This window comes from Flavobacterium sp. FlaQc-30, assembly GCF_044005885.1.
Classification (GTDB): domain Bacteria; phylum Bacteroidota; class Bacteroidia; order Flavobacteriales; family Flavobacteriaceae; genus Flavobacterium.
The window spans coordinates 1-14,226 of the sequence record NZ_JBIPCO010000011.1 but is presented as its reverse complement, the minus strand read 5'-3'; the positions used below and the strand labels follow the sequence as shown (position 1 = coordinate 14,226).

At 34.1% G+C, this 14,226-nt stretch carries 8 protein-coding genes and 1 pseudogene; all 9 read right to left on the bottom strand.

What is annotated here, in order from left to right:
• Positions 1-27: 27 nt before the first annotated feature.
• Entirely contained in the window at positions 28-1,851 is a 1,824-nt protein-coding gene (locus ACHRV0_RS20455) for an alkaline phosphatase (protein ID WP_395442271.1), read from the bottom strand.
• A 235-nt stretch (positions 1,852-2,086) separates the two neighbouring features.
• Positions 2,087-3,622 carry a RagB/SusD family nutrient uptake outer membrane protein gene (locus ACHRV0_RS20450; RefSeq protein ID WP_395442270.1) on the bottom strand — a complete coding sequence of 512 codons (1,536 nt, stop codon included), beginning with the start codon at positions 3,620-3,622 and terminating at the stop codon, positions 2,087-2,089.
• Positions 3,623-3,641: 19 nt separating this feature from the next.
• Positions 3,642-7,028, bottom strand: a complete 3,387-nt coding sequence (locus ACHRV0_RS20445) for a SusC/RagA family TonB-linked outer membrane protein (RefSeq protein WP_395442269.1) — start codon at positions 7,026-7,028, stop codon at positions 3,642-3,644.
• A gap of 83 nt (positions 7,029-7,111) precedes the next feature.
• Positions 7,112-8,035: a FecR family protein gene (locus ACHRV0_RS20440; RefSeq protein WP_395442268.1), complete on the bottom strand. Its 924-nt coding sequence runs from the start codon at positions 8,033-8,035 to the stop codon at positions 7,112-7,114.
• 112 nt (positions 8,036-8,147) lie between these two features.
• The gene (locus tag ACHRV0_RS20435) at positions 8,148-8,705 is read right to left on the bottom strand and encodes an RNA polymerase sigma-70 factor (protein WP_089054418.1); all 558 of its coding nucleotides are present in this window, start codon (positions 8,703-8,705) and stop codon (positions 8,148-8,150) included.
• A gap of 507 nt (positions 8,706-9,212) precedes the next feature.
• Positions 9,213-9,722: a hypothetical protein gene (locus tag ACHRV0_RS20430; protein ID WP_395442266.1), complete on the bottom strand. Its 510-nt coding sequence runs from the start codon at positions 9,720-9,722 to the stop codon at positions 9,213-9,215.
• A gap of 40 nt (positions 9,723-9,762) precedes the next feature.
• A complete protein-coding gene (locus ACHRV0_RS20425; protein ID WP_395442265.1) occupies positions 9,763-11,865 on the bottom strand; it encodes a hypothetical protein in 2,103 nt (700 codons plus the stop codon).
• Positions 11,866-12,065: 200 nt separating this feature from the next.
• The gene (locus ACHRV0_RS20420) at positions 12,066-13,298 is read right to left on the bottom strand and encodes a gliding motility-associated C-terminal domain-containing protein (protein ID WP_395442264.1); all 1,233 of its coding nucleotides are present in this window, start codon (positions 13,296-13,298) and stop codon (positions 12,066-12,068) included.
• Positions 13,299-13,402: 104 nt separating this feature from the next.
• Positions 13,403-14,226 (bottom strand): annotated as a pseudogene (locus tag ACHRV0_RS20415) (hypothetical protein); the annotation flags it as partial.

Genomic DNA, 14,226 nt, shown 5'->3' with positions numbered 1-14,226 from the left:
CACTATTCTAAACGAAGTTAATAACCGCTATTTTATACTTAGTGCTTTTATTATTCGGCTGTAGATTTCGGTATTTTCATAAACACCCATAAAATTTTGTGCTCCTGCACCGTATGCAAAAACTGGAACTGGAACTGCTGTATGATCATTTGTACTGAAGCTTCCGTGCACATACCCTTTCTCAATACTTCCGTCGATTAACGAAAGTCCGCCCGTTTCATGATCAGCTGTTACAATTAATAATGTTTCGGGATTATTATCTACAAATTCCATTGCCTGCCCTACTACTTTATCAAAATCAAGCATTTCGCGAACTACATATTCAACATTATTTCTGTGCCCTCCGTAATCGATCTGTGCGCCTTCTGCCATTATAAAAAATGGATTTTTTGATTTTAATAAAGTGTTTGTGGCTTTTGCAAAAGATTTAGTCAGGAAATCTCCTCGTCCGTCTTTCATAGAAACTACTGCAGCATCGTCTAAAACTATAAATTTGCTGTTTTTAATTGTATCTAAACTATTGAATTTATCTAAAAAAGTATATCCTCTTTCAGTCAATATTTTAGATAAATCTTTTCCGTCTTTTCTAGATTTAAATTCATTTTTTCCGCCTCCAATTAAAATATCTGAAGGATTTGATAAGAAGTCATTTGCAATAGGTTCGCTGTAACTTCTTTCTGGCTGATGTGCATAAAATGCTGCCGGCGTTGCATCTGTAATATTTCCTGCAGAGATAACAGCCGTTTTATAATTTCTTGCTGCTAATTGCTGTGTGATTAATTCTAATGGTTTACCGTTTTCATCAACACTTATAAATCTATTATTGGTTTTATGTCCCGTTGCCATTGCAGTTGCTCCTGCAGCCGAATCTGTAATATAACTATTTGAAGCTTTGGTTATAGAAAATCCTTGTGTTGGAATATTAAAAAGACTTAACTGCCCTTTGTTAGCTGTATAACCCGCATAAATTTGCGTCAAACCCATTCCGTCACCAATTAAAAGAATCACGTTTTTAGGTTTCTTTTTAGTAAAAGCCGAAGTGTTTTTAGGAACGTAAGCTTGGTGAAATTCCGTATTTTGATAAAATGTCGATTTAATATTATTGATAAAATGCGTCAATTCTGAAACATTATCTGTGCCAATAAAATCAACTTTTAAATTCATTAAAGTCATCCAAGTATTTACATTGTCCTGCGTTCCCCAGAATCTTATTTTTTTATTTTGGCTGTGTACTTTTTTAATTGTTGACTGAATTTTTTCTAAATCATCCTGTGTCAAAACACCTTTTCCATTCCAAACCGTAAACTCCTTCAAATCTTCACTGATCATTTCTACACGTGCCAATTGTTCGGCAGTATAATTTTCATTCAATCTTCCGTCAAAATAAATAAAATCTGGATAATTGGCGTATTGTGATGGCAGCGGTCTGTTTCCTGAAATTACGACTTTTATATTTTTATTTGAAATGATTTCAGGGTAAGCCTTTAATTGCTGTACGATTAATTTTAAAGTCGAATCGGCATCAGATTTTATATCGATCATTAAAATTAATGGCTTACCGCTTTGATAAACTTTTCCTTCTAAACTTTTCAGTTTTGAAGATAACGGTTCTAGATATAAGCTTTTAAGTGTGTTATGCGTCGCAATTTCTTTTGAAGTATGCGATACAAAAAGTTCATTGTTTACTAAAAAAACATCCGCTTCAATAACACCGGTTTCGTTAGAATACGCTCCATAAAATGGCAGCGCACCGGCATAATCATTATGCGAATGTATGTTTGATGAACTATACTCTTGTGCTTGTGCAAAGAGGAAAAAGGAAAGGCAAAAAAGGGTGAATATTTTTTTCATTGAAAATGTTTTTATTCTTTTAAAGCTGTAGGTAACTTTATTAGAAATTAAGTTGTTTTAATTTGAAAGTGCATTTTTATCTGGTGGAAATAACAAGCTTTACTTAAATACAAAACAGTCTCTTTGGGAAAAGACTGGTTTACACTATTTAAAATTTGATTATACTTTTTTACAAACTGCAGACTACACAACAAGCCTGCAGTGTAAAAAAAACTAAACAAAATGAAACTACTACTTACCAGCCTTGATTTTGGGTCAATGCTCCTTTACTTACTGCGATTTCATCTGGCGGTATTGGCCAAACATGGTGTATCGCAGGATTAAAATTACGTGCAGGATAAATTACACTTCCGTTATAATGATGCAGTGGTTTAGCATAAGTTTCTTTTGCATCGCCCCAACGTACTAAATCAAAATGACGATCTGTCCATTCACCTGCTAATTCACAACGTCTTTCTCTTTTTAAATCGACCATTGTAGCTCCAGCGATATCTCCAAGTCCTGCACGATGACGAATCAAGTTGATTTCTGTATCTGCATTTTGACCTTTCATTAATTTGGCTTCTGCAAGCATCAAAAGCACATCTGCATATCTTAAAAGCGGAACGTTAAGTGCCGTTGAAGGTTTGTCTCCATTTGCATTTACATAACGAATATCAATCCCGCCTGATGTTGTTTTTGGATAACTAAACGGCTCCATATATTTCTTGAACTGATAACCAGTTCTGTTACTAGAACTTACAATATTTTTTCCTTCATTAAAAGTAACTACTTCTCCAAAATAAGTGAATTTATCTCCTTTTTGTAAAATAGTGGCACTGCGTCTTTTATCTGTTGGAACATAAGTATCAAACAGTTCTTTTGTTGGATAAAAATTTCCCCATCCATTGTAAACTCCCCATCCTTTATCTTCCAAACAAACGCCTGGAAAAATAGAACCTAAAGAAGTATTTTCAGAACTTGAAGTTACTGACCAGATGTATTCTGTAGACCAGTTGTTTTTAATTTTAAATACATCTTCAAAATTATCAAGCAGTTTGTGTTTACCGCTTGCAACAATCATATTGGCATATTTTATGGCGTTATCCCAATCTTTTGCATACAAATACGTACGAACTAAATAACCCCAAGCTGCTGTTTTGTGTGCACGACCATAATTATCTGGTGTTAACTCATTAAAATAAGGCAATAAATCTGCTGCTTTAATAAGATCTGCTGCAATGTAAGCGTAGTTTTCGGCTACGTTTTTAGCACGCGGCACATATACATTAGTTGGATTTTCTCTGTCTTGAATTGGTATTCCAGCACGATCGTCTCCGTAATGATAAGCCACTTCTAAATGCATTACGGCATGATTGAAATAAGCTTCACCCAACATTCCGTTTTTTGTTTTCTCATCCAAAGGAATATTCGGAATATTACGAATTACATCGTTACAACGTTTCATAACTTCATAATGCAGTCTCCAAATGTCTTTTGTGTCAGACTCTGCTCCATCAACAATAAAGTTTTTAATACGTTCTGCGTTTTGTCTTGGTTTTGTTCCTATATCATCACTGGCATTGTTAAGCCAGAAAAAACCACGACCGTACATATTATCATTAGAATACAAATCATAAATGGCATTTACACCCGCTTTTGCATCTGCCGGAGTTTTCCAAAAATTTCCGCTTGACGGTGCTCCTTGTGGTACAAGATCAAGTTCGCTTTCGCAAGCTGAAGTGCTTACTAACAGCACAAAACTTAATAATAAAAGACTTAAATTTTTCATTTTGTTATTTTTATTTTTTTTAAAAAGTAGCGTTTAAACCAGTCATGTAAATTCGAGAAAGTGGATATTTCCCTAAGTCCATTCCGAAATTTCTAAGACCAACTTCTGGATCCATTCCTGAATAGTTTGTAATTGTAAATAGGTTTTGTCCTGAAACAAAAAATCTTAGTTTAGCTTTTCCGTTTAACCAATTTTCTTTGATTGTATAACCAATAGAAAGGTTTCTTAGTCTTAAGAAAGAAGCATCTTCAATATAAAAATCAGAAATACGACCGAAGTTATTGTTATTGTCTGTCGATGACAATACTGGTATATTGGTGTCTGTATTAGTTGGTGACCACGCATTTTTTGATTCGGCTAATAAATTGTAACCTGGAAAAGAACCGTTTAAACCGGTATGTTTTACAGCATTGAAAACACTATTTCCGGCAGCTCCGCTTAAAAAGATATTCATATCGAAACCTTTATATCTAAAGTTGGTATTTAAACTGAAAGTGGTTTTAGGAAACGGGCTTCCAAGCACTACTCTATCGCTGTTATTAATTACTCCGTCGCCGTTTACATCTTTAAATTTCATATCGCCGGCAACAGCATTTGGCTGATAAGCAACATTGTTGGAGTTTACATACGCTTTTGCTTCGGCATTACTTTGAAATAATCCGTCTGTAGCATATCCGTAAAATGCACCAACCGGACTTCCTACTTGATAAATATTCGCTAAAGGCAAACTACGAACTCGGCTTAAGTTTAAAGGTTCCAGCGAAGTTAAATCGTCTTTAATAGAAACAATTTTATTACTTAAAAATGCTGCATTTGCTGTAATATCAAATTTAAATTCTCCTTTTGTTTTTTGATAGGTTAAACTTGCTTCGATACCTTTGTTTTCAACATCTCCAGAGTTTACAATTCTTCCTAACGGAGTTCCTGAAACGCCCGGCAGCTGATCGCGAACTAACATGTCTTTGTTTGTTTTTACATAAGCATCTACAGATCCTAATAAGGTATTATTGAACATGGTAAAATCTAAACCTAAATTGGTTTGCTCTGAGCTTTCCCATCTTAAATTTGGGTTTGATAATTCGCTTTCTGCATAACCGTAATTAATAGTTGGAGTTGCTCCTATTAAAGCTTGAGTCTGCGTTAAAGGCACACTAAACTGGTATGGTCCAAGGTTTCCTAAATTTCCAATTTGCCCCCAGCTTGCACGTAATTTTAAGTTGCTCACAGTTGAACTGATACCTTTCATAAATCCTTCTTCAGAAATTAACCATCCTGCGGAAACTGATGGATATACTTTCCAACGGTTTTCTGATAATAGTTTTGAAGTTCCGTCACGACGAACGATTCCTGAGATTAAGTATTTTTGATTGAAGTCGTAATTAATCCTTCCCACATAAGATGAAATAATTTCATCAGATAAACCTGCTCCTGTTTGTTGAATTAATTTTGCGTTTAACAAATAACGTTGTGAAGCATCTTCGCTGTCAAAACCTGTTCCTTCAACGGTATAAAAATCTCTTTTTGTTTCTTGATAGGTATATCCAGCTAAAGCTTTAAGATTGTGTTTTCCAAATGATTTTTCATAAGAAACAGTTTGTTCACTTAATAAATCAGTAGTCGTCGCTGATTTTTTTGTCAAACGGTTAAAGTCAAAGATTTTTCCCGGTTCTGTAATTTTTGTTGAAAAATCAGTTGCGTTGTCTTGAATTCTAGTATAACCCCAATTCGATTTAACTTTTAAACCGGGTACAATTTCCCATTCTGCATACGGATTTATCAAAATGGTAGAAACAGGATTTCTGTTGTCTAGTCTTTTTAAATAAGCTACAGGATTTATAACGTCTCCGTAAGAACCTATATATTTTTCTGGAACTCCTCCAAATTGCCCAGAACCGTCTTCTCTATAAATAGTTGCATTTGGCGGATAAAATACTGCTGCCAAAATAGCTCCTGTATAAGCATTTGCTGTATTAGCTGTTTGCCCATCTGTTAATGAATACGATAAATTTTCTCCAATTGTAAAATTGTCTGCGAGTTTAAAAGATGTATTTGCTCTAACAGTATAACGTTCTCCGTATGTATTTAGTAAAACACCTTCATTTTTTCTATAACTTCCAGAAAGAAAGAAATTTGATTTTTCTGTTTTTCCATTGATAGAAAGTGACAAATCTTGAATTTCTCCTGTGCGGAAAATTTCATCCATCCAGTTTGTTTTTGTTGTTCTTGCAGTTGGTTCAAAAGCAGGATCAAAAGCAGGAATTCTTGGTAAACCAGCATTATCTCTAGCAGTATTCATAGCATCTGCATATTCAGCAGCATTTAAAACGTCTAGTTTTTTAGCCACATTTTGAAAACCGCCCTGATAATTTACATTCACATTAATACGATCTGAAATTCCTTTTTTAGAAGTAATTAAGATTACACCTCCAGATGCTCTTGCTCCATAAATCGCTGCGGAAGCGGCATCTTTTAAAACGCTGATCGAAGCAATATCATTTGGATTTAAAGTATTTAATGATCCGCTGTAAATAATTCCGTCTAAAACAATTAATGGAGTTTCAGCGTTCAAAGAACCAATTCCACGAATATTAATTGTTGGCGAAGCAGTTGGATCACCTCCATCATTAATAACGGTAACACCGGCAACAGTTCCTTGTAATAATTCAGCAGCATTATTGTACGTTCTGCTTGAAGTTTCTTTCATCGAAACTGAACCTACTGCTCCAAGGACTTCTTTCTTTTTAACACTTCCATATCCCATTACAACTACTTCTTGAAGTTGTTTTACATCAGCCGCTAATTTTACTGTAATGGTTTCGCTTTTGGTTACTTTAACTTCTTTATTGATGTAACCAACATATGAAAAAACTAATAACGATTCAGCTGCATTAATTTCCATTTTAAAAGTTCCATCAAAATCTGTAGTTGCTGCTGCACTTGAATTTTTATCTTTAATTCCCACACCTGGCAGCGGCATATTGTCATCTCCGCTGAAAACTGTTCCAGAAACAATAATTTTATTTTGATCTGCAGCGGCTACTTTTTGTGTTTTCTTGATAACGATATTATTGTTTACAATTTCATATCGAAGTAAAAAATTACTGCAAATTTTATCTAATGCTTGTTCTAAAGTTACATTCGATAGTTTTAAACTAATTTTTTGATTGGCATTAATTTGATTGGATTCGTACATAAAATGTACATCGATTTGATTTTCAATTTTTTGAAAAACATTTTTTATGCTTTCATTTTCTACCTTTAATGTTACTCTTTTATTTGTATTGTTATTGTCTGCATTTGCTGTAAAACTTGCAAAAAACAAGGCAATAAGCAGGATTGCTTTTAACCAAGCGGTTTTTTTAATACTTTGAAACTTTACGACGCATCGCATTCGTTTTTCATTCATGACTTGTTGTTTTAGTTGTTTTTGGATTTTTTGTTTCTACGTAGTTTATTTTTAAATCTGATTATAAGTCAGACATTTTCTTTTTACTCAATCTTATATACTCCTGATTCTACTTTGTATTCGGCATTTATAATATTGCATACTAATGCCATTACTTCATTTGCTGACAGCTCTTTGAAATAACCGTTTATCTTAAGTGTATTTAGGTTCTTGTTTTTAACTTCTATCGGAATATTATAATTCCTATTTATGGTTGCAATAACTTCTGATAAAGGGGTTTCTTCAAAAACCATTATATTTTTTCGCCATAACGAAATCGTATTTACGGGCACATCTTTAAAAGCTTGCAGTTTGTTGCTTTTGGATTTAAAAATCACTTTTTGTCCCGGAGTTACATAAACATTTTCATCTGTAATCGTCGACTTCACATTTACTCTTCCAGTTAAAACTGCAACTTCTTGTGTTGTGTGATCGGGATATGCCTGAACGTTGAAACTGGTTCCGAGTACTTTTGTATCCATTTTATTGGTATGAATTATAAATGGATGTTCTTTGTCTTTTGCTACATCAAAAAAAGCTTCGCCTGTTAAGTACACTTCGCGTGTGTCTCCATTAAATTCTGTTGGATATTTTAAAAGACTTCCTGCATTCAGCCATATTTGAGTTCCGTCTGCCAAAGTTATTTTAGCACGTTCACCCAACTTTGTAGCATATTGTTTGATCTCTCCGTTTGATTTTGAGGTGTAATAAAAAAAACTAGATATACTCATTAATAAGGTTAATGATGCAGCAATTGCCCAGTTTCTATTTTGAAGTGAAATTACTTTTGGTGTTTTCTTAATTTGTTTTAATTCTCTTTTTAACTTAGAACGATCTGATACAATAAGTTCATTTTCTTCAGATAAATGTTCTGGATGGTCGTACCAATTATTCCATAATTCCTCTCCCTTTACAGAAGGCTTTCCTTTTAAAAACTGTTTTATATCTTGATGTAATTTTTCAGGCATTATAATGTCTTTGTCTCTTTAATAGTATGTCTTTGAAATAGAAATTTCGGGTAGGCGCTTTAGGTTACGCTTCTGTTAAGAAAATCTAAGTTTGTTAATGGTTAGAAAATCTTCAGTTGAACTCTCCTAAATAGGAACGCATGAATTTCAGTGCATACGTAATATGATATTTTACGGTATCAATTGACACGTTGAGTTCGTCGGCAATTTCTTTGTTGGAATAGTGTTTTATTCGGCTTAGAATAAAAACTTCTTTGGATTTTTTTGGAAGCAGTGCTGCGGCTTTATCTACTGCTTGCTGCAATTCGTCATAATAAATCGAATCTTCGGTTGTATTGGTGCTGTTGTACAAAACGGTACTGCTGTCTGCAACTTCTTTTATATATTGATCTGTTATGGTATGCGATTTTATATAATCTAAAGTCATGTATCGAACTGAAGTGTAGATATAAGCAGCAAATTTCTTTTGAATTAATAAGGTTTTGCGGCGTTCCCAAATGGTGGTAAAAACTTCTTGAACGATTTCTTCTGAGATAGGAATTGATTTCATTCTGATATAAACAAACCGAACCAGTAAATCGCGATATCGAAAATACAATTCATCAAACGCTTTGTCTTTTCCTTGTTTCAATAAATCAACAAGTTCTTCATCAGTAAACTTTTTATACATAACCATTTGTTTTTGCATTATCAGCCAAATAAAAATGGTTTCTACAGACGCTAAACTGAATTGTTTTTTGGGGAAGTATTCCAATTTTTAAAAATGACATTTACTACAGTATTTTGTTTTATAATATGTCTGTAAAATTAGAAACGAGGGTAGGTCGACAAGGTTACGGTTATATTAATAAAACAACCTGATTATAAAACATTGTATTAACATTTGATGTTCTAAATGTTAGTTGGGGAAGAGATGGAAAATATAAAAGGGTTGTGTTTTTTCAAAAGAAAAGTATTGTCTTACAATACAATAAAATCGTAGTATATTTTGAATAAAACAAAAAAGAAGATCGCTCTTTAATCTTCATTAAATTACTGATCTTCATTTGTATGTTGAAAAAATTACATAACAAAAAAATCCCCTAATCTTAGGGGATTTTATACTAACTAAACTGATATTTATAGATCAAACTATGTTACAAAAAACACAACAAATTCTATATAATTTTATTCTTTTCTATTTCCAGAATGTCCATTCTGTTCCATTATAGACGCAAACCATCTTTTTTACGGTATCATAACAAATAGTACCTGCCATAGGTTTTACTATATTAAGATGCGGCGAAACTACTCTTGGCAGAATCAAAGCTTTATCTGCCGATTCTAAAACTAGAACTCCGTCAACGCTGCTGCTTTCTGCTCCAACAACAGTTCCTTTTGTTGCTGCCTCAGGCACTGATGCTTGTATAGACAAATCGACAGCTCCTGTTTTTCTTGATAAATCAACCCAAGCTGTATCATTATAATAAACGACTTTTTTTAGGTTGGCATCAAACAACATTACGCCTCCGGTTAAAGCTTTACCTGTTGGTAATGTTGTTACCCATGGCAAGACAATACCTGCTTTATCGCCCACATTGAAATCAACAATTCCTGAACCTTGCGGAGTTGTTTTTCCAATAACTGCCTGTGCATTTACGGTTAGTCCGATCAAAAATGCACCGATTATAAACTTGATTTTTTTCATAATTACTTTTGTTTATTATTCTTAAGAATCAAAATCTTTTTTAATCTGGACAAGCTTGTTGCGACATTGCTTTCCAAGATGTGCCATTGTATAGTTTAATAACTTTATTTACGGTATCGTAAACAATCATTCCTTCTACAGGAGCAGTAATTGCAGTTTCTGGAGAGGCTATTCTCGTTAATACTAAACCTTTTTCTTTTGATTCTAATATTAAACTTCCTGTTCTTGCATCGGCATAGTTACGAGGTGTATCAACTCTATCCAATGTTGATATAATTGTCTTAATAGGCAATACTGTTCCTGTAGTAACGGCAGGTTTATAACAAACGGCGCAAGCTGCATCAAACGAAACTGTAAGATCTGTACCTGGGGAAGAACAACCATAAAGCTCTGAGTAAAACGTTACTGTATATTTTCCTGCCGTACTTACATTTGTAGGATCTGCAACTAATACTCCCGATGCGTTTTTCCATTGTATTATTGCTCCTAAAGGAGGCTCAGAAGTTAAATAACTATTTAAATCAAATGTAGTTCCTAAACATGGTTTAGCAGTTGCAGTGCTTAGTACTGGTGCATCATCTCCCGCTTCGCAGGCAAATATCAGAGCGTTTTCACTATTAAAAGTACCAGCTTCTGTACCAAAATTCATCGAAATACCAATACCGTTATCTGTAGTAGAAGTAGAGTTAATATAATTACCAAAAGCCATGAAAACATTTGATCCTCTATTTAGTTGCCCATTAAGCATCCCATATTCTCCAGAATGAAAACCCGACCATGGCACACCGCTTCTGTATTGAAAAGCTTCATACGAAGACGCAGGCAAAGCTTGCTTAAATACTCCCATTACATAGTTTGGAGCGGTTCCTTTAACAAATCCTGGTCCATTATCTCCTCCGTTCAAATACGTATCCCATCCGTGTGCTAACTGCACTTTATCTGTGTTGCCTTGTGGGATAGTAACCTTGTAATCAATAACAAAAAATGGCTCAGGAAAGTTATAAGTATATTTTACATCCAATAAATAAGTCATTCCATTTTTTTCTGCCTTCATTTTAATTGTATTCTCAAAATGCCCAGGCGACGATTCGATAAGAGACTGCTGTGTACTAGAAATAGGAGTTAACTTATTAGCTGTAATTCCAGTTGGTATTAAGGTTCCACCTGCAAAAACATCTCTTCCAATAGAGAGTACTAAACCATTTGTAGTTCCTGGCACATTAAAAGGTCTTGTTGTACCGGCAGTAATTATAGTCGAAACAGGATTACTATATATTTGACGCATATTTTTTCTCTTGATCTGCATGTTTCCTGTTCCAGAAAGATCAATTCTAATTCCGTCATTTGCATTTGTCCCGCCAAGTGTATTGATCGTTGTTTGTCCAAAATACCCCGTAATGGTGCTAGTATTTATAAAACGATACAACTGTCCGCTTGCCGGACGCGTAGTTATAGGCTTTACAAAAGTTTCTGATGTGCCTGGATTTGTTCCCGGATCTGTGAGCCATAACTGTGCCGCAGTTTCGCCATATATATCTTCTTTACCAAAATAAAGACCAATAGCCGCAACACCATTATTAGGCAGAGAAACACCTTGATCATAGATATATTCTATATTATTACTTCCTTCATACAACTTTACCTGGAAGCTTATTACATTAATACTGCTATTATAATTCCATTTCCAGCTTTTCCATTCTGCCGTAAGCACTCGATTAGGTGCAACACCACTTGTTTGATAGGAAAAACTTCCCCCCACCCCGCTTAAATCTGATGTTAAGGGAGCTAAAACAAGTGCGTTTCCTGTTGGTGCAACGGTAAATGCCTTCGTAACTCCAGCCTTAAAAGTAATATGACCGTTTGAACTAGCATAAAAGGTTGTATGATCCTCACGACCAGTATTGAATGCAAAGCCTATAGGTAATCCTGTACTCACACCTTCGTCAGCATTAACAGCAACTACTTTCGTACCTCCAACTAGAGGTACAAATACACTGTTTTCAGCCTGCAATGTTAAATCACTTGTTATACGTGCCATTTGCTGTTCCTGCGCTGTAATCTTCGCAGGAAACGATAACAAAAGAGTAAAGAGTATAAAAAAACAAAATCCAATTGCATTGCTTTTGTTAGCATTTTGTATCATATAAAAATATTTAAATAATTCATACTTTGCTCATTGTATTTAATCCTATACTGATTTAAGGATTTAAATACGGGCAAATTTACAGCGGCTGTATCTTTTGAAACTGCCATCTAAAATCATAAAATCAATACATAAAGACACAACCTTATTATCAATAAGGAGTGCATTTAGATTATTAAAGCATTAAAATTCAGCACTGTTTAATTATTACTGATGTATAAATATCCTGCTTTGTCTTTGTAGTCACCATTGTTGGTTTTATATTTTAGGACATAGAAATAGGTTCCTGTTGGCAGTCCTTCATTTTTAGCTGTGGTAACTCTTCCTTCGGATATACCTCTAAACCAATTTCCATTGGCGCCATAATTTGTAGTTTCGAATACTTTTACTCCATAACGATTAAAGATTTGTACAGAGTTATCAGGGAAATTTTCCAGTCCTTCAATGTTGAAATAATCATTTTTTCCGTCCCCATTAGGAGATATTGCATTATAAACAATTACATCAGTAGTGATGGTGGTTTTTACTTTTCCAATTGTAAAAATCCCCGTTTTATTTATGGCTGCTGTAATGGTTTCATTTTGATTATCAACAGCAGATGTATAGTGCACCCATTTTGCTTGTGCTTCATCCCAGTTTACAATAGCCAGTGTATATCCAGAATCTTCTCTAGTTAATTCGTCTGGCGTTGTATTAGTGTTCCATTTTAATGTTAAAGCTAAATCTATAACAGCTTGATTGCTTTCAACCTTCCAATATTCATTGGGATTAATCAGAGTTATCGACTCCTCTTTTTGCATACGGGGACGCAATTCATTTGAATTTTCGAAAACATACTTACTTTTAAAGAAGTCTTTGGAAATGCTATTTTGACTGAAAGCAGATGGTCTGAAATAACCGCCATCACCTATAGGAAATTGAAATTCATTTTTCCCAATATAGTCCACATAACCATCAACATAACTATCATCATTTGTATTTTTATGAACTGCATTTGCTTCAAAAATGACTATCCCACCAGAATCTTTATTAGAAACTACTCCTTTGTAAAAATCAGAAACACCATGAATACTAATTTCTGTTGACAATAAAAATGCAGGCTGAACCATTCGATTTTCAAACCTTACATTATTGAATTCACTTAACTCGCTGCCTGAAATCGTCTGAGCTCCAGCCAAACCTTTAAAATAAGTTAACCCAGAAGCTTCTTTTGGACTAAAAGTTACTAATCCATCATTATTATAATTTGAATAAACAGTAAATTGTCCATCATTAATAAAATCTCCGGTAGACTTGTTATCAAAATCAGCTACCGTAGCAAAGTCAGTTCCTGACAAAATTGCTATTTCTCCTATGTTTGTGGTTTGTGCACTAAGTTTACCAATAGTAAAAAATAATGTTGCAGTAACTATTTTTAAAATAAATTTGGTCATCCTTTTTAATTTAAAGTGTTAATCTTAAATGTGACAAATTATACTAAAAACGATATAAAACACCTCAGTTATTCTATTCATAAAAGAGGTGTTTTTTCTTTGTTTTAGTTTGAACTCACAGGAGCTGAATTGCTTGAAGTTGTGTTTTCTTCGATCAGTTTTTCTAATCTTTCTAAACGCTCGTTCATTTTTGCAATTTCTTTGTCTTTTGCAATAATTGCATTATTTTGCTCGATTATATGCAAGTAGATCTCTTCTGTTTTTTCCAGTAATTGGATTGACAATTCAGACATATTGAATGAATATCCTTCAGAAGTTCTTTCCAATTCATTGATCGGTGTAATACCTGGAAGGTGTTTATGCGTTTTAATATACTGCTCGATTTCTGCTAATCCCTTAAATTTATAATCTGCTTTAATATCAGAGTATCCTTGGAAGTAATCTTCAAAAACGTAATCGGCATATGTACTATTAACCGTTGTAATAGAACCGTTTATTCTCAGTTTTTCACCTGCTTTACCAGATGGCGTATCAAACCCGATACCTACCCAGCCTTGTGTATAAATATTCTCCGTATTTGTAGTTGCTCCCGCTTTTGTTGCTGCACTAAACCAAGGCTCTTTTACAGCAGCACTCAAATTAATTGATGTTACAAAATTATTTTCATCTTTATAATCCAAATTACCAGTTGTACCATTTACTGCAAGTGACGTCAACGTTTGCGCATCTCCTACCATATCAACAAGATTAATTACTGTTGCTAGACCACTTTCAGCTTGGTAGCTTAATTTTTTTCCTGCAGCATCATAAGCAAGTGATGTTAAAGTTTCGTTTGAACCTACAAATTGTGTAAGTTCTGTTGCGAACTTAGAATCGTTTATAATTGTGCTTGCATTGTTGATTACATCCGCTACAACATCGATTGTAG